Annotated in this window: 32 protein-coding genes; 17 read left to right on the top strand and 15 right to left on the bottom strand. The window is 67.7% G+C overall.

What is annotated here, in order from left to right; all coding sequences use genetic code 11:
* Positions 1-4 precede the first annotated feature (4 nt).
* On the bottom strand, positions 5-370 hold the full coding sequence (locus tag AB0I77_RS26675) for a hypothetical protein (RefSeq protein WP_363285218.1): 366 nt from the start codon (positions 368-370) through the stop codon (positions 5-7).
* The gene (locus AB0I77_RS26670; protein WP_363285217.1) at positions 370-693 is read right to left on the bottom strand and encodes a hypothetical protein; all 324 of its coding nucleotides are present in this window, start codon (positions 691-693) and stop codon (positions 370-372) included. Before AB0I77_RS26670 ends, AB0I77_RS26675 begins: the two co-directional genes overlap by 1 nt.
* A gap of 184 nt (positions 694-877) precedes the next feature.
* Between AB0I77_RS26670 and AB0I77_RS26665 the strand changes: the two genes are divergently transcribed.
* The gene (locus tag AB0I77_RS26665) at positions 878-1,147 is read left to right on the top strand and encodes a winged helix-turn-helix domain-containing protein (protein WP_363285216.1); all 270 of its coding nucleotides are present in this window, start codon (positions 878-880) and stop codon (positions 1,145-1,147) included.
* 25 nt (positions 1,148-1,172) lie between these two features.
* On the opposite strand, the gene AB0I77_RS26660 is transcribed toward AB0I77_RS26665, so the two are convergent.
* The 3 genes from AB0I77_RS26660 to AB0I77_RS26650 are packed head-to-tail and all read right to left on the bottom strand — an operon-like array spanning position 1,173 to position 2,750.
* Positions 1,173-2,024 carry a helix-turn-helix transcriptional regulator gene (locus tag AB0I77_RS26660; protein WP_363285215.1) on the bottom strand — a complete coding sequence of 284 codons (852 nt, stop codon included), beginning with the start codon at positions 2,022-2,024 and terminating at the stop codon, positions 1,173-1,175.
* 23 nt (positions 2,025-2,047) lie between these two features.
* Positions 2,048-2,581, bottom strand: a complete 534-nt coding sequence (locus AB0I77_RS26655; RefSeq protein ID WP_363285214.1) for a DUF6879 family protein — start codon at positions 2,579-2,581, stop codon at positions 2,048-2,050.
* On the bottom strand, positions 2,556-2,750 hold the full coding sequence (locus AB0I77_RS26650; protein WP_363285213.1) for a hypothetical protein: 195 nt from the start codon (positions 2,748-2,750) through the stop codon (positions 2,556-2,558). Before AB0I77_RS26650 ends, AB0I77_RS26655 begins: the two co-directional genes overlap by 26 nt.
* 222 nt (positions 2,751-2,972) lie before the next feature.
* Here AB0I77_RS26650 and AB0I77_RS26645 point away from each other — a divergent pair, with 222 nt between their 5' ends.
* The 5 genes from AB0I77_RS26645 to AB0I77_RS26625 all read left to right on the top strand — a co-directional run bounded on the left by AB0I77_RS26645 (position 2,973) and on the right by AB0I77_RS26625 (position 8,703).
* Positions 2,973-3,731: a GntR family transcriptional regulator gene (locus AB0I77_RS26645; protein ID WP_363285212.1), complete on the top strand. Its 759-nt coding sequence runs from the start codon at positions 2,973-2,975 to the stop codon at positions 3,729-3,731.
* Between the two features lie 106 nt (positions 3,732-3,837).
* Positions 3,838-5,097, top strand: coding sequence for an MFS transporter (locus tag AB0I77_RS26640; protein WP_363285211.1), 1,260 nt, complete (start codon positions 3,838-3,840; stop codon positions 5,095-5,097).
* A 171-nt stretch (positions 5,098-5,268) separates the two neighbouring features.
* Complete coding sequence (locus AB0I77_RS26635; protein WP_363285210.1) at positions 5,269-5,547, top strand: helix-turn-helix domain-containing protein; 279 nt, start codon at positions 5,269-5,271, stop codon at positions 5,545-5,547.
* A 246-nt stretch (positions 5,548-5,793) separates the two neighbouring features.
* Positions 5,794-7,575 (top strand): serine/threonine-protein kinase, encoded by a 1,782-nt coding sequence (locus tag AB0I77_RS26630; RefSeq protein ID WP_363285209.1) that lies wholly within the window; start codon positions 5,794-5,796, stop codon positions 7,573-7,575.
* Positions 7,576-7,617: 42 nt separating this feature from the next.
* Positions 7,618-8,703: an IS630 family transposase gene (locus AB0I77_RS26625; protein ID WP_363285208.1), complete on the top strand. Its 1,086-nt coding sequence runs from the start codon at positions 7,618-7,620 to the stop codon at positions 8,701-8,703.
* 271 nt (positions 8,704-8,974) lie between these two features.
* On the opposite strand, the gene AB0I77_RS26620 is transcribed toward AB0I77_RS26625, so the two are convergent.
* Positions 8,975-9,346, bottom strand: coding sequence for a hypothetical protein (locus AB0I77_RS26620; protein WP_363285207.1), 372 nt, complete (start codon positions 9,344-9,346; stop codon positions 8,975-8,977).
* On the bottom strand, positions 9,346-9,687 hold the full coding sequence (locus AB0I77_RS26615) for a hypothetical protein (RefSeq protein ID WP_363285206.1): 342 nt from the start codon (positions 9,685-9,687) through the stop codon (positions 9,346-9,348). The genes AB0I77_RS26620 and AB0I77_RS26615 overlap by 1 nt, the downstream gene beginning before the upstream one ends.
* Positions 9,688-9,846: 159 nt before the next feature.
* Here AB0I77_RS26615 and AB0I77_RS26610 point away from each other — a divergent pair, with 159 nt between their 5' ends.
* Positions 9,847-10,140 (top strand): GntR family transcriptional regulator, encoded by a 294-nt coding sequence (locus AB0I77_RS26610; protein WP_363285205.1) that lies wholly within the window; start codon positions 9,847-9,849, stop codon positions 10,138-10,140.
* 61 nt (positions 10,141-10,201) lie between these two features.
* Here AB0I77_RS26610 and AB0I77_RS26605 read toward each other — a convergent pair whose 3' ends face one another.
* Genes AB0I77_RS26605 through AB0I77_RS26595 form a run of 3 tightly spaced genes read right to left on the bottom strand, consistent with a single transcriptional unit; the run spans position 10,202 to position 11,840 of the window.
* Positions 10,202-11,056: a helix-turn-helix transcriptional regulator gene (locus AB0I77_RS26605; protein ID WP_363285204.1), complete on the bottom strand. Its 855-nt coding sequence runs from the start codon at positions 11,054-11,056 to the stop codon at positions 10,202-10,204.
* 24 nt (positions 11,057-11,080) lie between these two features.
* The gene (locus tag AB0I77_RS26600; protein WP_363285203.1) at positions 11,081-11,608 is read right to left on the bottom strand and encodes a DUF6879 family protein; all 528 of its coding nucleotides are present in this window, start codon (positions 11,606-11,608) and stop codon (positions 11,081-11,083) included.
* Complete coding sequence (locus AB0I77_RS26595; RefSeq protein WP_363285202.1) at positions 11,580-11,840, bottom strand: hypothetical protein; 261 nt, start codon at positions 11,838-11,840, stop codon at positions 11,580-11,582. The genes AB0I77_RS26600 and AB0I77_RS26595 overlap by 29 nt, the downstream gene beginning before the upstream one ends.
* A gap of 226 nt (positions 11,841-12,066) precedes the next feature.
* Here AB0I77_RS26595 and AB0I77_RS26590 point away from each other — a divergent pair, with 226 nt between their 5' ends.
* The 3 genes from AB0I77_RS26590 (at position 12,067) to AB0I77_RS26580 (ending at position 13,652) form a co-directional block, all read left to right on the top strand.
* The gene (locus AB0I77_RS26590; RefSeq protein ID WP_363285201.1) at positions 12,067-12,264 is read left to right on the top strand and encodes a hypothetical protein; all 198 of its coding nucleotides are present in this window, start codon (positions 12,067-12,069) and stop codon (positions 12,262-12,264) included.
* A 181-nt stretch (positions 12,265-12,445) separates the two neighbouring features.
* Positions 12,446-12,910 (top strand): hypothetical protein, encoded by a 465-nt coding sequence (locus AB0I77_RS26585; RefSeq protein WP_363285200.1) that lies wholly within the window; start codon positions 12,446-12,448, stop codon positions 12,908-12,910.
* A 76-nt stretch (positions 12,911-12,986) separates the two neighbouring features.
* Entirely contained in the window at positions 12,987-13,652 is a 666-nt protein-coding gene (locus tag AB0I77_RS26580) for a class I SAM-dependent methyltransferase (protein WP_363285199.1), read from the top strand.
* 76 nt (positions 13,653-13,728) lie between these two features.
* Here the strand turns inward: AB0I77_RS26580 and AB0I77_RS26575 are convergent, their stop codons facing one another.
* Positions 13,729-13,884 carry a hypothetical protein gene (locus AB0I77_RS26575; protein WP_363285198.1) on the bottom strand — a complete coding sequence of 52 codons (156 nt, stop codon included), beginning with the start codon at positions 13,882-13,884 and terminating at the stop codon, positions 13,729-13,731.
* 220 nt (positions 13,885-14,104) lie between these two features.
* Between AB0I77_RS26575 and AB0I77_RS26570 the strand changes: the two genes are divergently transcribed.
* A complete protein-coding gene (locus AB0I77_RS26570; RefSeq protein ID WP_363285376.1) occupies positions 14,105-14,539 on the top strand; it encodes a cupin domain-containing protein in 435 nt (144 codons plus the stop codon).
* A gap of 206 nt (positions 14,540-14,745) precedes the next feature.
* Here AB0I77_RS26570 and AB0I77_RS26565 read toward each other — a convergent pair whose 3' ends face one another.
* On the bottom strand, positions 14,746-15,801 hold the full coding sequence (locus AB0I77_RS26565) for a LacI family DNA-binding transcriptional regulator (protein WP_363285197.1): 1,056 nt from the start codon (positions 15,799-15,801) through the stop codon (positions 14,746-14,748).
* 197 nt (positions 15,802-15,998) lie between these two features.
* Here AB0I77_RS26565 and AB0I77_RS26560 point away from each other — a divergent pair, with 197 nt between their 5' ends.
* Genes AB0I77_RS26560 through AB0I77_RS26540 form a run of 5 tightly spaced genes read left to right on the top strand, consistent with a single transcriptional unit; the run spans position 15,999 to position 22,774 of the window.
* Complete coding sequence (locus tag AB0I77_RS26560) at positions 15,999-17,903, top strand: beta-L-arabinofuranosidase domain-containing protein (protein WP_363285196.1); 1,905 nt, start codon at positions 15,999-16,001, stop codon at positions 17,901-17,903.
* Positions 17,904-17,944: 41 nt separating this feature from the next.
* The gene (locus AB0I77_RS26555) at positions 17,945-19,195 is read left to right on the top strand and encodes an extracellular solute-binding protein (protein WP_363285195.1); all 1,251 of its coding nucleotides are present in this window, start codon (positions 17,945-17,947) and stop codon (positions 19,193-19,195) included.
* A gap of 9 nt (positions 19,196-19,204) precedes the next feature.
* Positions 19,205-20,188, top strand: coding sequence for a sugar ABC transporter permease (locus tag AB0I77_RS26550; protein ID WP_363285194.1), 984 nt, complete (start codon positions 19,205-19,207; stop codon positions 20,186-20,188).
* Entirely contained in the window at positions 20,185-20,994 is an 810-nt protein-coding gene (locus AB0I77_RS26545; protein ID WP_363285193.1) for a carbohydrate ABC transporter permease, read from the top strand. The genes AB0I77_RS26550 and AB0I77_RS26545 overlap by 4 nt, the downstream gene beginning before the upstream one ends.
* Before the next feature lie 40 nt (positions 20,995-21,034).
* Positions 21,035-22,774 carry an RICIN domain-containing protein gene (locus AB0I77_RS26540; RefSeq protein ID WP_363285192.1) on the top strand — a complete coding sequence of 580 codons (1,740 nt, stop codon included), beginning with the start codon at positions 21,035-21,037 and terminating at the stop codon, positions 22,772-22,774.
* Between the two features lie 78 nt (positions 22,775-22,852).
* Here the strand turns inward: AB0I77_RS26540 and AB0I77_RS26535 are convergent, their stop codons facing one another.
* The 3 genes from AB0I77_RS26535 to AB0I77_RS26525 all read right to left on the bottom strand — a co-directional run bounded on the left by AB0I77_RS26535 (position 22,853) and on the right by AB0I77_RS26525 (position 24,483).
* Positions 22,853-23,305, bottom strand: a complete 453-nt coding sequence (locus AB0I77_RS26535) for a hypothetical protein (RefSeq protein WP_363285191.1) — start codon at positions 23,303-23,305, stop codon at positions 22,853-22,855.
* Positions 23,302-23,568 carry a hypothetical protein gene (locus AB0I77_RS26530; protein WP_363285190.1) on the bottom strand — a complete coding sequence of 89 codons (267 nt, stop codon included), beginning with the start codon at positions 23,566-23,568 and terminating at the stop codon, positions 23,302-23,304. The genes AB0I77_RS26535 and AB0I77_RS26530 overlap by 4 nt, the downstream gene beginning before the upstream one ends.
* Before the next feature lie 117 nt (positions 23,569-23,685).
* Entirely contained in the window at positions 23,686-24,483 is a 798-nt protein-coding gene (locus AB0I77_RS26525; RefSeq protein WP_363285189.1) for a hypothetical protein, read from the bottom strand.
* A gap of 235 nt (positions 24,484-24,718) precedes the next feature.
* Here AB0I77_RS26525 and AB0I77_RS26520 point away from each other — a divergent pair, with 235 nt between their 5' ends.
* Positions 24,719-25,324, top strand: coding sequence for a Uma2 family endonuclease (locus tag AB0I77_RS26520; protein ID WP_363285188.1), 606 nt, complete (start codon positions 24,719-24,721; stop codon positions 25,322-25,324).
* Positions 25,325-25,448: the final 124 nt, after the last annotated feature.

The raw sequence follows: 25,448 nt of genomic DNA, 5'->3' as shown, positions 1-25,448 counted from the left end.
GGGCTCATGCGCGGGCTCCCGTCCCGGGAGTGCCGGTATCCGGGGCGCCCTCGTCGTCTTCGCCACCGTCGCCGGCCCCGGCCTCCGGCCCGGACAGACGCAGGCCTCGCGATTCGGCCACACGCAGAACGTCGTTCAGGCACTCGGCGAGCCGGAAACCGGCGTACCGCACTTCGGCATACGGAGACATCGGATCGTCCAACACCTCCCGGGCGCGGCCCACCACCTCCGCAGCCGTGGCGAGTTGTACGGCTTCCATGTCATCGGCGAGGCGCGAGAGATACCCGCCGCTGCCGCCGGGGACCAAGAAGCACGACTTGCCCTCCAACGACTGCCACGGCAGGAGTCGGGGAACGGCGATCGGCTCCATCAGGCAGCCACCTCCTCCGCGCCGATCAGGTGCCGGTCGAGGTCGATCCCGAAGTCGGCGGCGAGGACCAGGGCGAGACGGCGGTGCTGCTGGAGGGCGGCTTCCCGGTCATGGGCGGTGAGATACGGGCGCACGAGGGCGGAGTCGGTGCCGTCGAGGTCGGTGGGGAGGCCGTACGGCGAGCGGTGGAGAGGGAGGGAGACGGCGGTGGGGTGAGGCTTGTCCGGTCGGTGGGTGAAGGGACCGCCTGCGCGGTGTGTCCCTGTGCCGGGAGCGAGTAGGAGGCCCAGCCAACGGGCGGTACGGCGGATAAGGTTTCGCATGTCGGTCTGTTCCGTTCAGATCGGCCGCGCCCCGGGAGGTTTGCCCACCTCGCCGGGGTCTTTGTCGTTATCGACCTTACCCTCAACCGCGTCCCCCTGAACCCCTCTTCTACCTACCGCGTTCCGACGCGGTGAGACGCGTTCTGCCTCTGCGGTGTGCGTGGGGGTGCGTCACCGTGGAGGGATGACAGATCTCCCGCGATACGAGTACGTGAAGCTTGCAGACGCCATCGCCGCCGACATCGCGTCCGGCAAGCTGCCCGAAGGGGCCGCGCTGCCGGGTGAGCGGGCCATGACGGAACTGCACAGCGTGAGCATCGGCACCGTGCGTCGGGCCATCGTGGAGCTTCGGAAGCGGGGGCTCGTCGCAACCCTGCCCGCGAAGGGGACGTACGTCATTGCGACGCCCGAGCCGCCCACGCACGCGACCGAGGAGGATGGGCCCGCCGGCTGACGCCCCATCGGGAGATCGGGGCGGGTCAGTGCAGTGCCTCCATGGCCTTCAGGATCAGGGCGCGTGCCTCTGACCCGTACACGGCCATGCTGCGCAGTTGCTCGAACGCCTTCAAGTACAAGGCGATCTCGGACGGTTGGGTGACGTTCACCTCGGCGGAGATCAGCTCGATGGAGACGAGCGTGTCGTCGTGCACATCGAACGTCTCCTGCGGCCATAGTGTCCGCTCGCGCGTCGACGTCGGAATGATGCCGAAGGACACCTGCGGCAGTGCTCCGGCGGTGAGGAGGTAGCCCAGCTGGGCGGCCATCGCCTCCGGGTCACCGAGCTGGTAGTGGAGCACTGCCTCCTCGACGACCATCACGAATCGGTGTCCGGGCTCGTGGATGACCTGCGAGCGCTGAAGGCGCGCGGCAGCAGCTTCCGCCCCGTCGTCGGGGACGTCGAGGAACCGGGCGTTCATGCTCAGCAGGGCCTCCGCGTAGCCCTCCGTCTGGACCAGGCCGGGGACCAGGACCGGGGAGTACACGCGTAGCAGCCCCGTCGACCGGTACAGCTCCACGTAGCTGTCTTGCAGCTTGGCCAGGCCTGTGCGCACGCGCTGTCGCCACTCGCGGTAGAGAGATTCCGCGTGCTGGGAGGCTGCGATCAGATCGGGGACCTGATCGGTGGCGCCCGCTGCGCGGCACCACAGGCGGATGTCCGTCGGTGATGGTGGCGTGCGGGCGTTCTCGATGCGGCTGGTCTTGGCGTGGTGCCAGCCGCATTGAGAGGCCAGCTCGGTGACCGTCAGGCCGGCGTTTCTTCTCAGGTCGCGCAGTTGCCGCGCCACGTTCTCGCGCGCGGCCTGGGCCGAGGAAGACGGAGAGATGGACATGAGCCGGCCAGTGGTGCTTTCTGTCAGTGGATCTCGTACTGGTCATGCGGGATGGCGCGTTCCCAGACTGCCTCGAACGCGTCCGCGCACTGCTTGACGATGCTCGACTCGGTCCGCAGTTCCATATCCGGATCGGCCCAGTTGCCGTCCCCGCTGAAGTGGTTGAACAGGACCTGCACCCCGTCGAAGATCCACAGGTCGGCGCCCGGCAGCATCAGGTCGACTGCTCGCGGGCGGGGCAGCCAGCGCACCTGCTCGCCCGCGGCCACGTTGACGACGGCTCCGGCGTGTTCGTAGCGGATGTAGTCGGTGACCGGCTCGGACACGATGCGGGCCCGACGTACGACGACTCCGCGGGCGACCGCGCGGGAGATCATGTCGACCCACGGCGCCCAGTACTCCGAAGTGGGATCGGTGTCCCGATGGCCGGTGCTCAGCCAGGTGTTGAAGTCGTCCGCCTCGTCGCCGACGGCGTACTGGTCGCGCATTTCGAGGTGCACGGCGGAGCGCTGTGCGGCCTCCATGAGCTCGTCAAAGCTGGGTACGTTCTGCGGCATCGCAGGCCTCCCTCAGGATCGGCACCAGGCGTGCGGGGATCCGGATCACCGTCTCGTGGTCGGGAATGCCTTTGGCGTGCCCAGGTGCCGTGTTGTCCACGCACTGGGCGCGCGTCTTCTCGTCGGCTGTGTAGCTCTGGATCACGATGTCCGCGTTCTCCAGGTCCATCCAGGCCGTAGGTGACCCGTTTTTACCGGTGTCCGGGTCGATCCCGACCAGTAAGGGGGCCAGACCGTCAACCCCGAGGGCACCCGTCCACAACAGGGAGCCCGTGGGCGCATGAACGCCGAGCGTATTTCTACTCCAGCAGCTTTCACCTGGTGCAGTAGCTTGCCAACGCCCCCTGGGAACGACCAGCTGCGCCAGAGCAGAACCACCGGAGGATTGCCCATGCCCCGAGAGGCGCCGTACCTCGCAGTAGCCGATGTGCTGCGCGCACGGATTCTCGCGGGAGAGTGGGAGATCGGAGAGCGCCTGCCGTCCCGGGCACGGCTCGCCGAGGAGTACGGGGTCGGACGCAACGTCATGCAGAGGGCCGTGGACCGCTTGATCATCGACGGTCTCCTCGAAGGACGCGCCGGCTCCGGTACCTACGTCCGCATACCGCGCCAGCGCCTGCGGTTGGTCCGCTCGCGGCACCGCGAGCGCCGGACCGGCTCCTCCACCTGGTCCGACGCGAGGGAGCGGGGCCGGGCCGACGCCTGGGATTCACACAGCCAGGTGCGCGTCCCCGCCCCTGAAGGAATCGCCGAGCGGCTGGACATCAGCCCCGGAGACCTCTGCGTCAACACGCATTACGAGTTTCTCGCTGAGGGGCACCCCGTCCAACTTTCCGAATCCTGGGAGCCGATGGCTATCACGGATGGAACGCCGATCGTGCTGCCCGAAATGGGCCCCCTGGCGGGAAAGGGGGTGGTCGAGCGCATGCGCTCCATCGGTGTGGTCATCGAGACCGTGGTCGAGGTACCGCGCCCGGCACGTGCCACCCAGGCACAGGCGAACCTGCTGGGGATCAGCGTGGGGGACCTCGTGCTCCAGATCGAGCGGACCATCTACGACACCGGCGGACGTCCGGTGGAAACTGCCGACATGGTCATTCCGGACGTGCGTCGGGAAGTGGTCTACGAGTTCGGCGTCGACCGTCCGTAGACGTCTATCCGTAGAGGTTGATCCGTAAACGTTGATCCACAACCTTTGATCCACAGCCGTTGAAGCGATCAGCGCGACTTTTCACTTCCGACAGCAGGAGAAACGAATGCCAAAATACTCCCGGCTCGGACTCTTAGGAGATCGGGATTTCGGGCGTTTATTTGCCGCCACCGCCCTCGGCCAATTGGGCGACCGCATCATCTTTTTGACGTTGCCTCTGGTTGCCATCGCGGCATTGAATGCTGACGAGTTCCAGGTCGGGTTACTGGCTGCGATGACTACGACAGGGTCGCTCCTGGTCGGGCTGCCGGCAGGCGCCTGGGTGGACCGCATGCGGAAGCGATCGGTGATGATCAGCACAGATCTCGTTCGCGCGCTGGCCCTCTTGACGATACCGGTGGCGTGGCGTGCAGACCTTCTCACCGTCTGGTGGCTCTACGCAGTTTCCTTGGTTCATGGAGTGTTGACAGTTTTCTTCGATGTCGCGTACGTCAGCTATCTCCCGCACTTGGTGGGACGCAGCAATCTCGTGGAAGGAAACTCAAAACTGTCGGCAATACGCTCGGTGACCAGTATCAGTGGACCGGCGGCGGCAGGGCCGCTGGTCGGCCTGGTCGGAGCCCCTGCAACGCTTTTGGTGAGTTCGGCCGGGATGGCTATGTCGGCGCTGCTCGCGATCACTATCCGGAAACGCGAACAGAAGCCAGAGCCGAGTGAGCACCCTCAATTGAGCCGAGAGATCAAGGAGGGATTGAAGTTCGCCTTCCAGTACCCTATCCTACGCGCAATCATGCTGGGGGATACGATATTCAACCTCTTCCTGGTCATGTATCAAACCATGTTGCTTGTTTTTTTGGAGCGGGAGATAGGTCTCCAATCCTTCGGCATTGGCCTCATTCTGTCGGGAATGGGTTGTGGTGCCTTGCTGGGCGCATTGTTGGCAACCACGGTCTCGAAGCGGGTCGGGCAAGGTCCGGTCATCTGGCTCGCGTCACTGGTCACCTGTCCGTTGACCGTTCTCATGCCGTTGGCGCGAACGGGTTGGAGCGTGTATGTGGCTGCGATCGGACTAGCGGCTCTTTCAATGGGGGGAGTCATCCGCGTTGTAGCTCAATCAAGCTTCCAGCAGGCCCTGACGCCGGATCGACTCCTGGGCCGGATGAGCGCAACAGCTCGATTCGTATCCTGGGGTGGAATTCCCCTCGGTGGTCTTTTGGGTGGAGTCTCGGGCTCTGCTTTCGGAGCAACAGGCACCTTGTGGATCGGCGCAGCCGGTATGACACTGAGCGTCCTCCCCAACTTCCTTTCACCGCTTCGAACAACGCGCACGTTGCCCACGGAAGAGGCCCCTGATTTCGCGCGCTGAGGCTTCACAACTGCTCCCGGCCGTTGCGTCCTACGGCGGCTGACAACCGGTGGGCGGCCGGGGTGCGCATGGGGCTAGTGTCCTGAGTCGTTAGTTTGCTTGCGGTTATAGGGTGGGGTGATGCCTGGTCCGAAGCCGTTGCCGCTGGAGTTGTCCGATCACTAAGGCCGAGTGCTGCGGGGCTGGTTGCGCAAGCAGTCGGCGTCTCAAGCACTGGTGCTGCGGTCGAAGATCGTGCTGGCGTGCGCGGAGGGCCTGCCGAACGCGCGGGTCGCGGACGATCTGGGCGTCTCGCGAGAGACGGTACGCAAGTGGCGGTCCCGGTTCGCCGCGAACTGGCTGGAGAGCCTGGCGGACCGACCGCGTTCGGGGCCACCACGAAGGGATCACCGACGAGCAGGTCGAGGCCCTGGTCGCCAGGATGCTCGGCCAGGCGCCACCGACGGGTGATTCGCACTGGTCGACACGTTCGATGGCCGAGGCGGAGGGCATGTCGCAGTCGGCCGTCTCGCAGATCTGGCGGGCGTTCGGCCTCAAGCCGCACATCGTGGAGACCTGGAAGCTGTCGACCGACCCGCAGTTCGTGACCAAGGTCCGCGACGTGGTGGGCATCTACCTCGCCCCGCCGGAGAACGCTCTGGTCCTGGCGGCAATTGGCCGACGTCACCGCCCCGAGGAGGTCAGTAGGGTGGGTTCATGCCGAAGCGCGAACCGTTCATCATCGACGGAGTCACTTACGAGCGCGATTCAGCTCCGGGAGAGGGCGGATCAGCCGTGGTGTGGAAGGTCCGCCGTAAGCCCGACGGTCAGGTGTTCGCAGTCAAACGGATTAAGAAGGACCGTGACGCGGACTCCGCTCGCAACAGGCGTTTCAAGCAGGAGATCGAGTACGGACAGACATCGAGCCACCCGAACGTCGTGAGTATCCACGCGCGTTCAGAGGACGCGAACTTCTTCTACTACGTCATGGACTTCTACCCTATGACGCTGCGAAACGTGATCAACGACGAAACCGATGCTGACGTGCTTCTCGACTACGCGCGCCAGCTCTGCGATGCGCTCGCGTACGTGCACGGCGACGGCATTGTGCATCGCGACATCAAACCTGAGAATGTCCTCGTCGACCCTGATGCCCGCCGGCTCGTCCTGGCCGACTTCGGCATCGCGCATTTCAAGGACTCCTCGCTCACGAATCGCGGGGACCTCTTGGTGAACCGGAACTACCTCGCTCCCGAGCAGATGGTGAGGAACAACGCCCTCGGTATCGGCAAGCCGGCGGACATCTTTGCGCTCGGCCTCGTCATAACCGAGATGTTCACGAAGCAGAACGCCCGAGGGCGACGACACGCGCTTGTGCGCGACCGCTACCCCTTCCTGGCAGACCTCGACTTGATCATTGAACCGATGCTGCTCCAAGACGAGGCGCAGCGGCTCCGCATCGACACCGTACGCGGCATGCTTCGGGTAACCCTTCAGCGGCTCGACTCGACAATCGAGGAGATCTCCGATGATCTGCGCCCCAACGAAGCGTCCGCCGACAGCTCGTCCGGCGAGGTCGAGCGGATCCTCGGCCGTGCCGCGAGAGACGTGCTGTCGGCGAAGCATGTCTTCGAGCGGGTCGCCGACGGAGAGCTCGACCGATTCAACCTCAACTATCACTGCGAGGTTGCGTACCGGGTGAGCACGGAGCTGTTCAATACGTGTGCTCAAGCCGTTGTATATGCCTCGTGCAAGGCGAAGTTCGACTATGAGAGCGCCGGGCGGTGGGACGAGAACGACGACGCTCTCGTGTTGTCGGCCGCCAAGCCGGGACTCCAACGCGAGCTGGAGACGATTCTGGCTGATTTCCCCCTCCCTCGGTCTTCGCGCTGGGACGGTCTGCCACGGCGGTCGGCTCACTTGTTCCGGTTCTGCAAGGACTACCACTGCGAAGAGCTGCTGACGAGCATCCGCGAATCTGTCTACGGTGCAGGCAATGGCTCGTTGCGGGCGAATCTGATCGACGCCCCGATCCTCTGGATCACCCGCTGGATGCGTACGAATCTGGACACCGACTACCTGGAGTTCGACAAAACAGTTCGCGAGGACATCGGCTTCGAGCGCCACCTCTCGGTGCTCTGGGACAAGACGCTTCCGTTGGATTCGGCCCGAGAAGCGGTGGGAGTGGATCTGTTGACCGAGCCGCTCGACGCCGACCGCGTCGCCGGCACACTGCAGGCGCTTGAAGCGAAGTGGGATGTCTCCGTGGGAGAGCTCGTAGACGGTGGGTACTCGGTCATGTTCCGGTCACGCAACACGTACCGCTGCTTCCACGACGAGGCGCTCGGCCTCGCAGAACCGGGCTCAGTATTCGAAGCTGACGTCCTCAATCTGCTCCGCCCTGAGGCGGAGTTCGACGACCTCGTCGCACTCACATGGGATCGGGACTTCGACGTGGCCATCACGCTCGGGAAGGTTCTCGGCACCCTCACGCGCTAGTGTCCTGAGTCCGAAGTTCAAGGGCGGTCATGGGATGGGGTGGTGCCTGGTCCGAAGCCGTTGTCGCTGGAGTTGTTCGATCACGAACGCCGGGTGCTGCGGGGCTGGTTGCGTAAGCGGACGGCGTCTCAGGCGTTGGTGTTGCGGTCGAGGATCGTGCTGGCGTGTGCGGAGGGTCGGGCGAACGCGCAGGTCGCGCTCGATCTGGGTGTCTCGCGGGAGACGGTGCGCAAGTGGCGGGCCCGATTCTTGGCGGATCGGCTGGAGGGTCTGGTGGACCGGCCGCGTTCGGGGGCTCCGCGGAAGATCACGGACGAGCAGGTCGAGGCCCTGGTCGCCAGAACGCTGGACCAGGCCCCACCGACGGGCGATTCGCACTGGTCGACGCGTTCCATGGCCCAGGCGGAGGGCATGTCGCAGTCGGCCGTCTCGCGGATCTGGCGGGCGTTCGGCCTCAAGCCGCACATCGTGGAGACCTGGAAGCTGTCGACCGACCCGCAGTTCGTGACCAAGGTCCGCGACGTGGTGGGCATCTACCTCGCCCCGCCGGAGAACGCTCTGGTCCTGGCGGTGGACGAGAAGTCGCAGATACAGGCCCTGGACCGAACCCAGCCCGTGCTGCCGATGGCGCCGACCACGCCGGCGAAGATGACCCACGACTACGTCCGGCACGGCACCACCAGCCTGTTCGCCGCCCTCGACATCACCTCCGGCTCGGTCATCGCCCAGCACTACCGCCGTCACCGCCATCAGGAGTTCCTGCGCTTCCTGAAGGTCATCGACGCCGTTCCAGGCGATATCGAACTGCACCTGGTTCTCGACAACTACGCCACCCACAAGACCGAGCCGGTCAAGAAGTGGCTACTCCGTCACCCCCGCTTCCATCTGCACTTCACCCCCACCTCGGCGTCCTGGCTCAACCTCGTCGAGCGCTGGTTCGCCGAACTGACCTGCCGCAAACTCCGCCGCTCGGCCCACCGCAGCGTCGCCGAACTCGAACGGGACATCCGCGGCTGGATCAACGAGTGGAACAAGAACCCCAAGCCGTTCGTCTGGACGAAGACCGCCGACGCCATCCTCGACACCCTCGCCGCATACTGCACACGAATTAACGGCTCAGGACACTAGTGGAGGCGCACCCCGGTGAGTTCGGCGGCTTGCGGCCGACTGCGTCTGAGTGGAGACGGCGGGGCAACATCGGGTCGCTCGGCGGGCCTGGCGGGGGGGCGGAGTCCCGCGTCCTGTTGTCCCGTTCCGGCCGATCCGTACGGTCACGGCCGGAACGAGTGCGGCACTGGACTCCCGGCGGAGGCTACTCGTCGCGGCCAACACGGGCGTGGTCGGTCACGACCCGGCGGAAGAGGTCATGGCCGGTACGCCCGGTAGACGGCACGGGGGCTCATGGGCGGGCTCCCGACTCGGGAGCACCGGTCCCGGCGTCGCCGGTATCCAGGGCGCCCTCATCTCCCTCGCCGGCCTCGGTGTCCGGCCCGGGCAGACGCAGACCTCGCGATTCGGCCACACGCAGAACGTCGTTCAGGCACTCGGCGAGCCGGAAACCGGCGTACCGCACTTCGGCATACGGAGACATCGGGTCGTCCAACACCTCCCGGGCGCGGCCCACCACCTCCGCAGCCGTGGCGAGTTGTACGGCTTCCATGTCGTCGGCGAGGCGCGAGAGATACCCGCCGCTGCCGCCGGGGACCAAGAAGCACGACTTGCCCTCCAGGGACTGCCACGGCAGGAGTCGGGGAACGGCGATCGGCTCCATCAGGCAGCCACCTCCCCCACGCCGATCAGGTGCCGGTCGAGGTCGATCCCGAAGTCGGCGGCGAGGACCAGGGCGAGACGGCGGTGCTGCTGGAGGGCGGCTTCCCGGTCATGGGCGGTGAGATACGGGCGTACGAGGGCGGAGTCGGTGCCGTCGAGGCGGAGATCGAGACCGTACGGCGAGCGGTGGCGGGGGAGTTGCGGGGGCAAGGGCGAGGTGGGGCGTACAGCGGTGAAGTGGAGGCGAGGGTAAGGGCGGCGGTGGGGGCGGCGCCGTTTACCCGTGCCCGGGGCGAAGAGGAGGCGCAGCCATTCGAGGGTGCGGCGGATAAGGTCGTGCATGTCGACGCTCCTAACAAGCGTTGGCCGTGCCCCGGGAGGTCTTGTCCACCTCGCCGGGGTCTTTCCGTCTCCGAAGCTACATCGAGATGCAGCCCTCTGCATACAAGTACAGAGGGATCCACACGATCGTGCAGGTCCCTGCCGCTCTACGTTGGACGTATGAGCGATAAGGAAGAGCCGAAAGCCAAGCTGGACCCCATGAGCGCGAGACCGCTCTACGTTCAGCTGGCCGACGTCATCGCCGGAAAAATCGAGTCCGGGGAGCTGGCGCCGGACAGGCCCATCCCCTCGGAGAACCACCTGGCCGACGAGTACGGCGTAGCCCGACTCACTGCGCGACGTACTGCACAGGAGCTTCGCGAGCGTGGGCTGATCGTCACCGTGCGCGGCAAAGGATCTTTCGTCGTCGAGCAGCCGTCCGGCGTGCCCCAAGAGGGGGAGCCGAACGCCTGAAGGGGCCGCCCCTTGCGTCGCGCGGATCCTTCAGCGTGGTACGGGAGCTTGCGCGCCCCGGTCAGTGCAGCGCCCCGATAGCTTTCAGGATGAGGGCGCGTGCCTCCGCCCCGTACACCGCCATGCTGCGCAAGCGCTCGAACGTCTTCGAGTAGAGGGCGATCTCGGACGGCTGAGTGACGTTCACCGAGGCGGAGACCAGTTCGACGGACGCGAGCGTGTCGTCGTAGATGTGGAAGGTCTCTTCCGGCCACTGCGTCCGCTCGCGCACCGCCATCGGAATGATGCCGAGCGACACCGCCGGCAGCGCGCCCGCAGTCAACAAATGGCCGAGCTGAGCCGCCATCGCGTCTGCGTCCCCGATCTGGTAGCGCAGGACGGACTCCTCAAGCAGGAACACGAAGCGGTGCCCCTGCTCGTGGATGACGCGCGAGCGGTCCATGCGGGCTCGCGCGGCTTCTGCGATGTCATCGGTGGGGCGGTCGTGGAAGCGGGCGGCGATGGCGAGGACGCCGGCCGCGTAGCCCTCGGTCTGTAGCAGCCCAGGCACCACGGTGGACGTGTACACGCGGAACTGCTCGGTGTCGCGGTAGAACTGCACCAAGCCGTCTTGCAGGTGCTTCAGCCCGCTGCGGACCTGGTGCCGCCACTCCCTGTACATCGACTCGGCGTTGATGGACTGGACGATCAGGTCCTGTGCCTGGTCCTCGGCCTGCGCGACGGCGCACCACCGGCGGATGTCCTTCGCCGAGGGTCCGGTGAGGGCGTTCTCGATGCGGGAGGTCTTCGAGTAGTGCCAGCCGCACCGGCCGGCCAGCTCGGTGATCGTCAGCCCCGCTTCCCTGCGTAGGTCACGCAACCGTCCGGCGACGGCCTCTCGCGCGGCCTGGGCAGACGAGGACGGGGAGAAGGACATGAGCTGGCCTACTGCTGCTTCCTGTCAGTGGATCTCGTACTGGTCATGCGGAACGGCGCGGGCCCACACGGCCTCGAAGGCCTCGGAGCAGAGCTTGGCAGCCGACGGGGCGTCGGAGATCTCCTGTCCGGCCCACGCACCGTCGCCGCTGAAGTGGTTCCAGCGGATCACACGGTCGTCGAACAGCCAGAAGTCGTTGCCCGGCAGCGCGATGTCCGAGGCGCGGCGGCGGGGCAGCCAGCGCACGTGCTCGCCGGAATGGACGTTGACGACCGTTCCAGCGTGCTCGTACCGGATGTAGTCGGTGACAGGCTCGGACACGATGCGGGCTCGCCGCACGACAACCCCTCGGACGACTGCGCTGGAGATCAGGTCGACCCACGGCGCCCAGTGCTCGGAAGCGGGATCCGTGTCGCGCTGGCCGGTGCGCAGCCAGGCGCTGAGGCCGTCGGCTTCGTCACTGACTCCGTATTGGTCCCGCATCTCCAGGTGGACGGCGGAACGCGTGCAGCCCGCGAGCAGCTCAGCGAATGTCGGCTCGCTCGATGGCATCGCACGCCTCCCTGATCATGTTCACCATCCTGGCCGGAATGCGGATCACGGCCTCGCCGTCCGGGATGCCCTTCCCGTGTCCCGGTACCTCGAACGCGGCGCATTCTGCTTCGAGTTCGGGGCCTGGTTTCCAGCCCTGGAAGACGATCTCTTGCTTCTCCTGGTCGACCCACACTGTGGGACTTTTGTCTTTTTCGGTGGCGGGGTCGATCCCGACGAACAGTAGCGACACGTCAGCCTCCATCCACGAGCCTTGCAATTCTTTGCATCACCGTTGCGCGGACGAGAGGCCCCGTCAAGGGCGCGAAGCCGTCAACTCCCTTGTGGAAAGAGCATCTTGCAAAGATCTGCACATTGCTGGTTTCGCTGCACATCGCGCTCCTAGCGTCGGGAGACAAGACAAAACCCCGGCGAGGCGGCGGAGCCTCCCGGGGCGCGGCCGACTGGTTGGAGTCGACATGCCGGAGCCTGCGCAGACTGCGGACACCACGAACACCACGACCGCCTTCGGCTGGTGCGCCTGGCACCAGAACTACGCGCGAGGTGTCCGCCTCATTCACGTGGACCAGCAGGGCTCCAGCTCAGGCGCCAACCGCTTCGCCTGCCGTACCTGTCGCGAGGTCTACGACCTGGTGCCGCCGGCCGACCAGCCATGACGGGCGTGCCGCTGGTGCGGCAAGGCCCTGTGGAACGGCGCCGTAAGCGCAGGCATCTCGCCCGCCCGGGCGGCGCCCCCTCCCCCACCATCTCCCATCCGTCTCCCAGCCCCAACCCCGAGGAAGCAGGCGGGGCCAGACCCTCAACCCCGAGGTCACCCGTCCACAACAGGAGGAACACATGACCATCGCGTTAGAACGTCCCGTCGGCACCACCGACCCGGCAACCTTGCTCGCCCCCGAGCTGATGAACCGGCTCGTCCGTCGTGTCACCGCCGACCACCCGGAGATCAACGCGGAGACAGCGCGCCGCATCGTCGGCCAGGCCGCCGCTTTCATCGCCGCCTCCGGCAAACTGCCGGGACAGGCCCTCACCCCGAGCGAACTGGTCGACCACGGATGGCACGCGTTCATCCTGCACACCACCGACTACGCGGCCTTCTGCCAGCGCGTCGCCGACAGGTTCGTCCACCACGTCCCCACCAACGAAGACGAGCAGGCGCCGGGCGGTGCCTCGGCGGCGCGCGAGCAGACCGTGCGCGCGATCCAGGCCGCCGGGTACATGGTCGACGCCGAGCTGTGGCGCTCGACCGCCGACTGCAACCAGTGCCACGCCGGATGCCACGACAGCCCCAAGAGCGGCTGACAACCGGCATCCCATGTACGACACTCCAGCCGTCCGGTGTCACAGCCGGGCGGCCGGCCTATGAGCGGAGCAGGCAGTGACGGATACGACGAGCGCCTGGGACACCTACGCGCGGCAGCGGCCCGAGCGTCGACCGCTGAACGCCCGTGGCGAGACGACCTGGTTCAACTGGACCCAGTACCCGGACCACGGCCCCGGCGCCGAACCCCTCCTTCTGCCGCCCGGCGGCCGTGTGCTGGACCTCGGCTGCGGCAAGGGCGGGAATGCGGCGCACCTGGCACGGCTCGGCATGGACACGGTCGGTGTCGACGTGTCGGCGGCGCAACTGCATGCGGCTCAGGAGCGGTGGGGCAGCATGCCGGGGCTTTCCCTGGTGCGTGCGGACGCGCTCTCCTATCTGCGTGGCGCCGACCCCTTCGACGCCGTGTACTCGGTGTACGGGGCAGTGTGGTTCACGGAGCCGGCCGCTCTGCTGCCGGTCGTACGTGAGCGGCTGCGGCCGGGCGGCACGCTGGTGTTCTCACAGCGACCGCCTGTGGAGGGCTGCTACGGCTGCCAGGCCTCCTACATTCCGCGCGGCCCCGACGAGGACCCTCTCGTGGTGAAGCGCTGGGACTACGAGCCGGCGGTGTGGGAGCGGCTTCTCGACCGGTACGGCTACACGGACGTACGAACGCAGGTGCTGGCCGCACCGCCCGGTCCGCGCACAGTGGGCACGCTCATCGTCCGGGCCCGCGCCTGAAAAGCGCTGTCTGATCTGACACGCCAAAAGACGTGCCCCTCGCTCCTTACGTCGCGATATGCGGGGAGTCTTCAGTTCAACTCACGCTTCTTTCCCTGAAGTTGGCTCTGGCGCTGACCTCGGATTCGAGGGCCGCGAAGACTCCGAGAACGACCGCGATCAGTGCCAGCCCCACCGCCTCGAACGCGTCCGCGCACTGCTTGACCATGCTTGGCTCAGTGCGCAGTTCCATGGGCGGCTCGGCCCAGTGCCGGCACCGCTCCGCCAGGGCCGTGAGCCGCCAACTCCGCGGCCAGGTCCCGCACTTCATCCGGACGTCTGGGCGTGGCCGGGGCACGGGACGCACCAGTGATGCGCGATGATCGTGGAACGAACACGGCACTTGCGGAGAGGCATGTTCCACAGTCGGGGCGCCTGCCTCTCTCCCCATTCCCCCCATGGAAAGGCTGTCGATGCGCAACCTACTCCGCACAGGGCTGATAACAGTCATAGCCCTCGGCTCGTCGCTCGTCGCGGGGTCCGCCCAGGCCACTCCTCCCGGTCCGGGAGTCAAGGGCACAGTAATCTCACAGACCACGATCGGCGACAAGGACTACATCCTCCGGGAGATCACCGTCCCACCGGGTCAGAGCACCGGGTGGCACTACCACGACGGACCCCTGTATGGCTTTGTCAAGCAGGGCACCCTGAGTCACTTCGATTCGACCTGCGAACCCGACGGCATCTACCAGGCCGGCAGCTCCATCACGGAGCCGAGCGGTTCCGATTACGTGCATATCGGCCGCAACCTCGGGACCACTCCACTGGTCCTGGACGTCCTTTACGTGTTGCCGCACGGCGCGCCGCTGTCCGAGGACGCCCCCAATCCAGGCTGCGACTTCCAGTAGTCCACTCCACTCCACTCCATTCCAGTCCTGAACCATGTTCGTGACGAGAAGGCCGACACCATCCATCACTGGTGTCGGCCGGACTGCCGCCAGAACAAGCCCCGAGCCGGCCACCTGGGGGACACGCGATTCGACCGATCCGTCCCATGCGGCGCTCGACACGTCAAGGGAAAGGGAAGGGAGATGACACCGCAGGAGTAACCCCTTCACGTCGACTCCCGCACCACCAACCGACAAGCCACCGTATGCGCCCCCGGCAGCGCACCCCCCTCCGCGTCGATCGCCTCCAGCAGGCGCAGTGCCGCGATACGGCCGATCTCCGCGAGGTTCATGTCGATCGTGGTGAGGGGCGGGCGGGAGGCCAGTGCCATCGTGTCCCAGTTGTCGTAGCCGACGACCGCGATGTCGCCGGGGACGTTCACGCCGCGCTCGCGGAGCGTGTCCGCGACGCCCCTTGCTATCTGGTCGTTGCCGCAGAAGAAGGCGTCCGTCTCGGGGGCCGTACGCAGGACCGCTTCGGCGGCGCGGCGGCCCCAGGCCTCGCTCCACTCGCCGAAGTGGACGCGGCCGGTGGACAGCTCCAGTCCGGCGTCCGTGAGATGCCCGATTCCGTGACGGGCCCGGTCGCGGGCCGCCGCATGGTGTTCGGGGCCGGTGACATGGGCGACGCGGGTGCGGCCGGTGGACAGGAGGTGTTCTACGGCGAGTTGGGCGCCGCCCCGGTCGTCGGAGACTACGGAGGTGTCGGCCGGGTCCGTGGAGGGTGACAGGGCGTAGACCACGGGGATGGTCTCCAGGCCGCTGACGCCGGTCAGCGGCGGGCGCGGGTCCGTGCGGCGGCCGGTGACGATGATGCCGTCCACCCGGCGGTCGATGAGGTTGCGCAGGTGGTGCTGCTCGCGGATGGCGTCGCCGCGGGTGTCGCACAGCAGGACCGAGATCTTGCCGGCGCCGAGCGCGTCCTCGGCACCCAGGAGCACCGGGGTGCTGAAGCGGCCGATGCCGTCCGTGGTCATCAGGCCGACCGTCCAGCTGCGGCCGGTGTGCAGGTTCTGGGCGTGCTGGTTGGGGCGGAAGCCGAGCGTCGCCACCGCGTCCAGCACCCGCTGCCGGGTCTCCGGGCGCATCCTCCCGCCGCCGTTGAGCGCCTTCGAGGCCGTGCCCACGCTGACGCCCGCGAGCGCGGCGACGTCGGTGAGGCGGGCCGGGCCGGCGGGGGGAGAGCCTGGAGCACCTGCGCCTGCACTTGCAGCATGGGTCACGAGCAAACCTTTTCCTGGGCGGGAGCGGTGCCCACCATCGTGACAGGCACGGGAATCGACTTCCAGTCCGTGGGCAAGCTGAAAAATCTCTTGTCGCATCCCTTGACCCGACTTCTCCGCTGCCCTCTACTTTCCCCTCAGGAAAACGGTTGCTCAAACCGGTTGCTCAAACACGCTTCTCACTACCCCGGAGAGCCATGCCCCGCCCTACCCCCCTGGGCCCCGTCCGCCTCACCCCGGACGCCCGCGCCGCGTTCCGTCCCGCCGCCGTCGGCATCACCGCGGGCCTCTGGCACACCCGGCGCGAGGTCAACGCCCGCACCTCCATCCCGCAGGGCCCCGACCTCCTCGAGTCCGCGGGCAACCTGCACAACCTGCGGCTCGCGGCAGGCACGGGGGCGGGCGAGTTCCAGGGCGCCTACCCCTTCGTCGACACGGATGTCTACAAGTGGCTGGAAGCCGCGGCCTGGCAGCTCACCCAGGGGCCGGCCTCAGACCTCGAAGCCCACGTCGACCGCATCACCGCCCTCGTCGCCGCCGCCCAGCGGCCCGACGGCTACCTCAACACCTGGTTCCAGCTGGTCAAGGGCGGCGAGCGGTACCAGGACCTGCGCTGGGGCCACGAGCTGTACTGCGCGGGGCATCTCATCCAGGCCGCCGTGGCACATCACCGATCCACCGGACGGCCCGAACTCCTCACCGTGGCCCGGAAATTCGCCGACCACGTCGACTCCGTCTTCGGCCCGCCCGGCAGCGGCAAACCCATCGACGGCATCGACGGCCACCCCGAGGTCGAGACCGCCCTGGTCGAGCTGTACCGGGAGACCGGCGAGCGCCGCTACCTCGACCTCGCCGCCTACTTCGTCGACCGGCACGGTCACGGACTGCTCGGCGGCGAGGCCTACTGCCAGGACCGCGTCCCGCTGCGCGAGGCGACGAACGTCGAGGGTCACGCCGTACGGCAGCTCTACCTGCTGGCCGCCGCGGCCGACCTCGCCACCGAGACCGGTGACGCCGAACTCCGGTCCGCCGCCGAGCGGTTGTGGCAGGCCATGACCACCACGAAGACCCACCTCACCGGCGGCCTCGGCGCCCATCACGACGAGGAGGACTTCGGCGACCCGTACGAGCTGCCCAACGAGCGCGCGTACTGCGAGACCTGCGCCGCCATCGCCTCCGTCCAGTGGAGCTGGCGCATGGCCCTGCTCACCGGCGAGGCCCGCTACTCCGACCTGATCGAACGCACCCTGTACAACGGCTTCCTGGCCGGGGTGTCCCTGGACGGCGAGGGCTGGCTGTACGTCAACCCGCTCCAGGTCCGCGACGGCCACACCGACCCCGGCGGCGACCAGTCGGCCCGCCGCACCCGCTGGTTCCGCTGCGCCTGCTGCCCGCCGAACGTCATGCGGCTGCTGGCCTCCCTGGAGCACTACCTGGCCAGCGGCGACGACGACGGCCTCCAGATCCACCAGTACGTCACCGGCCGATACGAAAGCGACCTCGCCGTCATCAGTGCCGAGACCGACTACCCCTGGCACGGCACCATCGCCCTCACCGTCGAGGACACCCCGGCCGACCGCCCCTGGACCCTCTCCCTCCGCATCCCGCAGTGGTGCCGCGACTTCCGGGTGCGATGCGGGGAGGAGACGTACGACTCCTCCCTGGCCGACGACGGCTGGCTGCGGCTGGAACGGACCTGGGCGCCCGGCGACCGGATCGTCCTCGAGCTCGGCCTCGACCCCCGCCTCACCGCCGCCGACCCGCGCGTGGACGCCGTACGCGGCTGCGTGGCCATCGAACGCGGGCCTCTCGTCTACTGCTTGGAAGGCGTCGACCACCCCGGCGGCGGCCTGGACGACATCGTCATCGACACCACCCGCCCGCTCGCCGTGAAGCACCGCCCGGACCTGCTCGGCGGCGTCACCACGGTCGTGGCGGCGGGCAGCCGGCGGCGCATCCCGGAGGCGGGCTGGTGGCCGTACGCCCCCGCTGGTGAGTCGCCCCGACAGGACAGCGAACCCGTCGAGTTGACCGCCGTCCCCTATTACGCCTGGGCCAACCGCGAGGACGGCAGCATGCGCGTCTGGCTGCCCACCTCCTGAAGCCCCCCTGTCTTTCCGTCCCACGACAACGAGGTCACCCCGTGATACCCACCCGCCGCACACTCCTGGCCGCACTCGCCGCCGTCGGCACCCTCGCCTCGCTCACCGCCTGCTCGGGCGGCTCCGACGACGGCTCGGGCTCCTCCGGCGCGTCCGGAGGGACGTACACCTTCTGGGACCCGTACCCGCAGTTCGACAACGCCTCCTCCCCGTGGGGCAAGCTCGTCACGGAGTGCGGGACGAAGGCGGGGGTGACCGTCAAGCGCACCGCGTACGACACCACCGACCTCGGCAACAAGGCGCTGCTCGCGGCCCAGCAGGGCAACGCGCCCGACGTGATGCTGGTGGACAACCCGGTCGTCTCCACGCTCGTCGAGGCCGGGATCCTCAACAAGACGAGCGATCTGGGGCTCGACACGGCGTCGATCCAGAAGAACATCATCGGCGCGGGCACCATCGACGACGCCTCCTACGGCGTCCCGATCGGCGCCAACACGCTCGCCCTCTACTACAACAAGAAGGTGCTGTCGGCGGCGGGCGTCGACCCGGCGTCCATCAAGGACTGGAACTCCCTCACCGCGGCCCTGAAGAAGGTCAAGGCGGCCGGGAAGAAGGGCATCACCTTCTCCGCGATCAACACGGAGGAGGGCAGCTTCCAGTTCCTGCCGTGGTTCTGGGGCGCGGGCGGGGATCTGACCAAGCTGAACTCCGACAAGGGCGCGGCGGCGCTGTCGCTGTGGAAGCAGTGGGTGGACGACGGGCTGGCCCCCAAGGACGTCCTCCAGAACACGCAGACCACCAGCTGGCAGGAGTTCGCCACCGGCGACTACGCCTTCGGCGAGAACGGCACCTGGCAGCTCGGCAACGCCGACAAGGCCGGCTTCGACTACGGCGTCCTCAACATCCCCGCGCAAAACGGCGGTTCGGCGCCGGTGCCGACGGGCGGCGAGTTCGTCACCGTGCCCGTGCAGAAGGACAGCGCGCGCTACGAGGTCAGCAAGAAGATCGTCGAGTGTCTGACCAACGACACGAACCTGCTGGCCACGGACACGACCTTGACGTACATCGCCCCGACGGCCGCCGTGCAGACCGAGCAGGTGGCGGCGAACCCGAAGCTCAAGCCGTGGGTGTCCGCTCTCGCCGCGGCCCGCGGTCGCACCAGCGGCGGCCTGGGCTCGAAGTACCCGACCATCTCCCAGCCGATGTGGACCGCCGTCCAGTCGGCCCTGTCCGGCGGCAAGAGCCCGCAGGACGCCCTGGACACGGCCCAGTCGAGCGCCGAGAAGGGCTAGGTCCACACCATGACCATCGCCCGGGTCGACCGCCCACCACGGGACCGGGTCGTATCGAAGGCGGCCGACTCCCAGCCGCTACGGAGCAGGCAGCGGCGTCGGCTGAGGCGCAGGAGCAGGCTCACCGCGCTCGCCTTCGTCGCCCCGCTGATCGCCTACCTCGCCGCGTTCTACGTCTATCCCCTCTACCGCAATCTCGATCTGAGCCTGCGCGACTACACCGTGCGGTCGTTCGTGTCGGGGGACGCGCCGTTCTCCGGCTGGGACAACTTCCGTACGGTCCTGGACGATCCGACGTTCGGCCCGGCGATGCGCCACACCATGATCTTCACCTTCGTGTCGATCGCCTTCCAGTACGCCATCGGGCTGGCCCTCGCGGTCTTCTTCAACCGGCACTTCCGCCTGGCCCCGACCCTGCGCGCGCTGTTCCTGATCCCGTGGCTGCTCCCGCTGATCGTGTCGGCGTCCTCGTGGTCGTGGATGCTCAACAGCGAGTCGGGCGTGGTGAACTACTTCCTCCACTTCTTCGGCGTGGACGCGGTCGGCTGGCTCACCTCGCCGGACTGGGCGCTCACCTCGGTGATCATCGCCAACGTCTGGATCGGCATCCCGTTCAACCTGGTCATCCTCTACAGCGGGCTGCAGAACATCCCGGGCGAGCTGTACGAGGCGGCGGCCCTGGACGGGGCGGGCGCCTGGCAGCAGTTCCGCCGTATCACCTTCCCCCTGCTGCGCCCGGTGTCGGCGATCACTCTGCTCCTCGGTCTCGTCTACACGCTCAAGGTCTTCGACCTGATCTGGATCATGACCAAGGGCGGCCCGGGCGACGCCTCGTCCACCCTGGCGACCTGGTCGTACCAGCTCGGGTTCGGCACCCTGCTGCCCAAGTTCGGCCCGGGGGCGGCGGTCGGCAACATCCTCATCCTCATCGCCCTGGGCTTCGGCCTGCTGTACATCCGCGTGCAGTCCGGCCAGAGGAGGCGGGAAGCATGAAGTCACGGCGCTACACCCTCATCGGGCTCCTGCTGACGGCCCTGATGCTGTTCCCGGTGTACTGGATGCTGAACGTGTCCCTCACCCCGCAGCAGGACATGCGCAAGACCCCGCCCGACCTGTTCCCGCTGCACCCCACCTTCGAGGGCTACCAGGCCGTCCTCGACGACCAGCTGCCGTACCTAGGCACGAGTCTGTTGATAGGCCTCGGCACGGTCGCCCTCACCCTCGTCCTGGCCGCCCCCGCCGGCTACGCGCTGGCGAAGCTCCGCCCGCTGGGCGGCGGCGCCCTCGGCCTGGTCCTCCTGGTCGCCCAGATGATCCCCGGGATCGTCATGGCGATGGGCTTCTACGGCATCTTCCTGGACCTGGGCCTGCTCAACTCCTGGTGGGGCCTGATCATCGCGGACTCCACCATCGCCGTGCCGTTCGGCGTCATGATCTTCACGGCGTTCATGTCGGGCATCCCCGGCGAGCTGATCGCCGCGTCCCGCATCGACGGGGCCGGGACCTTCCGCACCTTCTGGTCGGTGGTCCTGCCGGTGAGCCGCAACGCCGTGGTCACCGTCTCGCTCTTCAGCTTCCTGTGGGCCTGGTCCGACTTCGTCTTCGCCAACACCCTTGACGGCGGCGGCGACTGGAGGCCGATCACCCTCGGCATCTACAAGTACATCGGCAACAACAACCAGGAGTGGAACGCGATCATGGCCACCGCCGTCATCGCGTCCGTCCCCGCAGCGGTGCTGCTGGTCCTCGCGCAGCGCTACGTGGCCGCGGGTGTCACCGCGGGCGCGGTGAAGGACTGACGACCCCCTCCCCTTCCCTCCTTCTAGGAGAACCCCTGTCATGAGCCGCACAAGACCCCTGACCGCCGCCCTCGGCGCCTCCGCGCTGGCCGTCGCGGCACTCGCGACCACCGTGCCGTCCGCCGAGGCGGTCCCCACCTCCGCCACCACCCTGGTCGTCAACGCCAACCAGACCCTCCGCCCGGTCACCCACGTCGCGAGCGGCAGCCTCTACGGCCTCGCCGACGCGTCCACGCCCTCCGACAGCCTGGCGGGCGCCCTCAAGGCGCACACCTACGTGCAGATGGCCCCGGGCGGAAGCCAGCTGCCCAACGGCGCGTCCAAGCCCGGCGGCGACGCACTGGTCGTAGCACCCAAGGCGGCCCGCTCGGGCTCCAAGGTGGTCGTCCGCATGCCGGACTGGTACCCGAACTTCCCCTACAAATGGGTGAGTTGGAGCGACTGGCTGTCGGCGGTCGACAAGCAGGTCACCGCCGTGAAGTCCTCGGGCGCCACCAACATCAGCGCGTACGAGATCTGGAACGAGCCCGACTGGACCTGGGACACCGCCAACGCGGGTGCCTTCAACGCGGGTTGGGCACGCACGTACAAGCAGATCCGGACGAAGGACACCACGACCCCCATCCAGGGCCCGAGTGACGCGTCCTGGAACCAGTCCCGGATGAGCTCGTTCCTCACGGACGCCAAGGCCAGCGGCACCGTCCCCGACATCATCGCCTGGCACGAGCTGAACGGCAGCAAGGACATCGCCGCGCACGTCTCCGCGTACCGCGCGCTGGAGTCGAGCCTCGGCATCAGCCCGCGCCCGATCTCGATCGAGGAGTACGGCACGCCCTCCGAGATGGGCAACTCCGGCGCCCTCATTCCCTACGTCGCCAAGTTCGAGCGGACCGGCGTCCAGGACGCCGAACTCGCCTTCTGGAACCAGTACGGCACCCTCGGCGACACCCTCACCGGCACGGGCGGCTCGCCGAACGGCTCGTACTGGACGTACAAGTGGTACGGCGACATGTCCGGGAACATGCTCGTCACCACGCCTCCCGCGCAGACCGGCATCGACGGCTTCGCCTCCCGCAACGCGGCGGGCAACCAGATCAGCGTCGTGGCAGGCGGCTGCACGGGCTCCTGCGCGGTGACGGTCAACGGCCTCTCCTCCCTGTCGGCCTTCGGCAGCACGGTCCACGTCAAGGTGGAGTACAGCCCGCACACCGGTCGGACGACGGCCTCCCCCGGCCCGATCACCATCTCGGACGCCGACTACACGGTCTCGGGCGGCTCCATCACGGTGCCGGTGACGATGAACGCGTCCGACGGCTACCGCGTGACGGTCACCCCCAGCGGCACCTCCACCTCCCTGGCCGGCCGCTACCAGATCACCAACCGGAACAGCGGCCTCGCCCTGGGCACCCAGAACGGGGCCACCGCTCAGGGCACCGCGGTCCTCCAGGGGACGCCCACCACCGCCACCGACCAGAACTGGACCCTGGTGGCGGCCGGCTCAGGCCTGTACAAGATCGTCAACCAGAAGAGCGGCCTGGTGCTGGGCATCAACACCATGAGCACCGCCGACGGTGGCACGGCCCTGATCTGGGGCAACAGCGGCACCGCCGACCACCTCTGGCAACTCATCCCGGCCCGCGACGGCTACTACAAGATCGCCAACTACAACAGCGGACTGCTGCTGGGCGTGGACCAGATGAGCACATCTCCCGGCGCCCAGGTCCTCCAGTGGACGGACAACGGCACGGCGGACCACCTGTGGAGGCTGACCTCGCGCTGAGGCCGGATCCCCAGGTGTACGGGTACGCCCCCGGATGTCGGCCGGGGGCGCACTCGTGTGACTCGGGCGTGAGCCGGGTCAGCCCCGCTCGACGATGCGGATCGTACGGATGCCGGTCCCGCGATACCGGGTGGGCGTCCTGGTCAGGACGGGTCGGCCGCGCGGCCACTCGACGGTGGGCAGGGCGAGGTGCAGCACATGGGCGCCGCTCCAGTCGGCCTCCCCCTTGTCGTCCTGCTCCTCGTCGCCCGCCGTCGCGGTCCGCAGACGCTTGCCCACGGCTGCCGCCGCCGCGAAATCGAGCCCTTCGATGTTGACGGACGGCAGCGCACCGAGATGCTCGGCGACTCCCGCCCGCTCGCGCTCCGCGGCGGCAAGACTGAGCGCCGGGATGTAGACGCGCAGGGCGGCGTCCTTCTCGGCCTCGACGACCAGTCGCGAGGCCATGCTGTTCCCCGCGCCGAGGGCCAGCGCGGCCGTGTCGTCGAAGATGACGGCACGCGGCAGCGGATACCGCTCCTCCCCCGTCACTGCACCTCCCCGATGCGCCCGGCCTCCAGGTCGGCCCACAGCTTCTCGCCGGCCTTCTCGTCCTCTTCGGTGTACGGCCTGCCCAGGAAGTGCTCCTCGACGTACGCCTTGGTCTCCTCGTACCGCTTGCGCAGCTCTTCCTTGGTGGGTGTGGCCCCGGCCAGCTCGGCCACGAGGTCACGCATGCTCATCCCACGTTCCCGGGCCAGCTCCTGAAGGCGGTCTCGGACAGCGGGATCGACCTTGATCGTGGTGTCAGCCATGAGGACAGTATACCGGCGGTATACCACCTCTGGGCGTACGAGTGTGACGGTCATCGGCACTCCATTTCTTTCGAAGGGCCCGGTCCGTGCGGTCGCCGGCCGGGAGTCTGTCGGCGCCTACGCGACCGCCGCGCGCCCCTGCATCAGCGCACGCGCCAGCGCCCCGCCCCGCCGTGCGGCCTCGCGGTACGCGGAGGCGCCGGGCGTGCGCAGCTCGACCTCGACGGTCGTGACCGGGGTGGCCGCCACCGCGGCTGCCCGCGCCGGGCGCTTACGGCGCAGCCGGTCCTCGACAAGGGCGCGCGCCGAGTACACCGGCTGCGGCAGACCGTCCGTCAGCGCCGCCCGCAGCTGCGCACTACTTGCCCCCGCGTCCCACCACTCCTCGACCAGCGGCGCGAGCCGCAGCGCCTCGGCGGCGCCCAGCGTGAGCCGGGGGTCGGTGCGGCCGAGCGAGCCGAGCAGCTTCGCGGCGAGCGCGGCGCGCGCGGGCGGCGGGGAGGGAGGTTCTTGTTCCCCGGTCTTTTCTCCCGAAGGGAGAGCGTCCGACGGTGCGACGGCCCTCTCACCGGAGGCCAGGTTCTGAACTTTTTCCTCTTCACCCGCGGGTGGTTCGTCCTCGTACGGAGTGTCGAAAACCTCGTAGACGGTGAAGAGTTGGCCACTCTCCCGGCTCTTGCGCACCACCCTCCGCAGATACCGGGAATCCTCCAGCTCATGCAGGGCGGCGGCGATCCGGGCCCGCCCCTCCTTGCGCTGATCGGCAAGCGTGCGGATGGTGACGCGGGCCTCGTCCGGGAGACTCAATAGGTACGTCAGTACGCCCACCGCGCACCAGGAGATGCTCCGGTCGCGGAGAAGGGCGTTCGAGAACACCGAAAAGGCGCGCTTGGGCGTCGTACGATGAATGCGCATCGGGAGTTGTGGCTCCTGGTGTCAAGCCCCCGGGTGTTCGCGCACCGCGGGGGCGTTTCTGTTGCCGTGACTCTATGGGCACGCAGAGCGACGAATGCAAGCCGGAACAGGCTTTTCCCGGGCGGAAGTTGGCGTACTTCACTCCTCAGAGTGAAGGGCAGGCACTCACGCGGGCGGACGTATTCGCTTGCCTACCCTGAGTGGCGTATGGCCGACCAAAACGGGAGGGCGCATCATGACACTGATGATTGAGCGACCGACGACAAGCGGCACGGAGCCCCACAGCTTCGAGGCGATGCTGGACAACCTCGACAGGCTGAACGTGCCGGACGGCTACAAGGCCGAGATCATCAGGGGAAACATCGTCGTGTCGCCGTGGCCGAGGGGTTACTACACCCGCGTCATGAATCTGGTGTGCAAGCAACTTGAGCCACACCTGCCCGACGCCCACCTCATCAGCCAGGCTCCCCTGCTGTTCGTCTTTCCGGGAGTGGAGCGCGCCTACGGGCCGGACATCCACGCAGCACACGAGCGGACACTCGAGACGACCAGCAACCGCCTCGACGGAGAAGCCCTCTCCTTCGTCGCCAAGCTGACCTCCTCCGCCACCCGCGACGACGACCTGACCGACAAGGTCGTGACGTACGGAAAGGCGGGAGTCCCCGTCTACCTGATCCTCGACATGCAGGAGGAGAAGGCCACCGTGCTGTGGGCACCCACCGCCGACGGCTACACGGCCCGCCTCACCAAGCCGTTCGGCGAGAAGCTCGAGATCCCCGCGCCGTTCGACTGCACGCTCGACACCACCGGCTTCCAGGCCCCCGAGGCGACTGACGTGTGATCGACGCACCGGTGCCCCCCGTCCGACCCCGCGGGTTCTACTGATCCCCGCAACACCCTGGAGTTCAGGGAGTTGCGGGGATCGTGGATTTTGAGGTGCTGAAGGCGAGGTTCTTCGAGGCACT

The sequence above is a fragment of the Streptomyces sp. NPDC050619 genome, from assembly GCF_040654815.1.
Lineage (GTDB): Bacteria > Actinomycetota > Actinomycetes > Streptomycetales > Streptomycetaceae > Streptomyces.
The sequence above is the reverse complement of the archived record's forward strand: the minus strand, read 5'-3'. Positions and strand labels throughout refer to the sequence as shown.

Coding starts and splice junctions, on each gene's coding strand:
- AB0I77_RS26675 (WP_363285218.1), bottom strand. CDS start 370: ATGGAGCCGATCGCCGTTCCCCGACTCCTGCCGTGGCAGTCGTTGGAG.
- AB0I77_RS26670 (WP_363285217.1), bottom strand. CDS start 693: ATGCGAAACCTTATCCGCCGTACCGCCCGTTGGCTGGGCCTCCTACTC.
- AB0I77_RS26665 (WP_363285216.1), top strand. CDS start 878: ATGACAGATCTCCCGCGATACGAGTACGTGAAGCTTGCAGACGCCATC.
- AB0I77_RS26660 (WP_363285215.1), bottom strand. CDS start 2,024: ATGTCCATCTCTCCGTCTTCCTCGGCCCAGGCCGCGCGCGAGAACGTG.
- AB0I77_RS26655 (WP_363285214.1), bottom strand. CDS start 2,581: ATGCCGCAGAACGTACCCAGCTTTGACGAGCTCATGGAGGCCGCACAG.
- AB0I77_RS26650 (WP_363285213.1), bottom strand. CDS start 2,750: ATGGACCTGGAGAACGCGGACATCGTGATCCAGAGCTACACAGCCGAC.
- AB0I77_RS26645 (WP_363285212.1), top strand. CDS start 2,973: ATGCCCCGAGAGGCGCCGTACCTCGCAGTAGCCGATGTGCTGCGCGCA.
- AB0I77_RS26640 (WP_363285211.1), top strand. CDS start 3,838: ATGCCAAAATACTCCCGGCTCGGACTCTTAGGAGATCGGGATTTCGGG.
- AB0I77_RS26630 (WP_363285209.1), top strand. CDS start 5,794: ATGCCGAAGCGCGAACCGTTCATCATCGACGGAGTCACTTACGAGCGC.
- AB0I77_RS26620 (WP_363285207.1), bottom strand. CDS start 9,346: ATGGAGCCGATCGCCGTTCCCCGACTCCTGCCGTGGCAGTCCCTGGAG.
- AB0I77_RS26615 (WP_363285206.1), bottom strand. CDS start 9,687: ATGCACGACCTTATCCGCCGCACCCTCGAATGGCTGCGCCTCCTCTTC.
- AB0I77_RS26610 (WP_363285205.1), top strand. CDS start 9,847: ATGAGCGATAAGGAAGAGCCGAAAGCCAAGCTGGACCCCATGAGCGCG.
- AB0I77_RS26605 (WP_363285204.1), bottom strand. CDS start 11,056: ATGTCCTTCTCCCCGTCCTCGTCTGCCCAGGCCGCGCGAGAGGCCGTC.
- AB0I77_RS26600 (WP_363285203.1), bottom strand. CDS start 11,608: ATGCCATCGAGCGAGCCGACATTCGCTGAGCTGCTCGCGGGCTGCACG.
- AB0I77_RS26590 (WP_363285201.1), top strand. CDS start 12,067: ATGCCGGAGCCTGCGCAGACTGCGGACACCACGAACACCACGACCGCC.
- AB0I77_RS26585 (WP_363285200.1), top strand. CDS start 12,446: ATGACCATCGCGTTAGAACGTCCCGTCGGCACCACCGACCCGGCAACC.
- AB0I77_RS26575 (WP_363285198.1), bottom strand. CDS start 13,884: ATGGAACTGCGCACTGAGCCAAGCATGGTCAAGCAGTGCGCGGACGCG.
- AB0I77_RS26570 (WP_363285376.1), top strand. CDS start 14,105: ATGCGCAACCTACTCCGCACAGGGCTGATAACAGTCATAGCCCTCGGC.
- AB0I77_RS26560 (WP_363285196.1), top strand. CDS start 15,999: ATGCCCCGCCCTACCCCCCTGGGCCCCGTCCGCCTCACCCCGGACGCC.
- AB0I77_RS26550 (WP_363285194.1), top strand. CDS start 19,205: ATGACCATCGCCCGGGTCGACCGCCCACCACGGGACCGGGTCGTATCG.
- AB0I77_RS26545 (WP_363285193.1), top strand. CDS start 20,185: ATGAAGTCACGGCGCTACACCCTCATCGGGCTCCTGCTGACGGCCCTG.
- AB0I77_RS26540 (WP_363285192.1), top strand. CDS start 21,035: ATGAGCCGCACAAGACCCCTGACCGCCGCCCTCGGCGCCTCCGCGCTG.
- AB0I77_RS26530 (WP_363285190.1), bottom strand. CDS start 23,568: ATGGCTGACACCACGATCAAGGTCGATCCCGCTGTCCGAGACCGCCTT.
- AB0I77_RS26525 (WP_363285189.1), bottom strand. CDS start 24,483: ATGCGCATTCATCGTACGACGCCCAAGCGCGCCTTTTCGGTGTTCTCG.
- AB0I77_RS26520 (WP_363285188.1), top strand. CDS start 24,719: ATGACACTGATGATTGAGCGACCGACGACAAGCGGCACGGAGCCCCAC.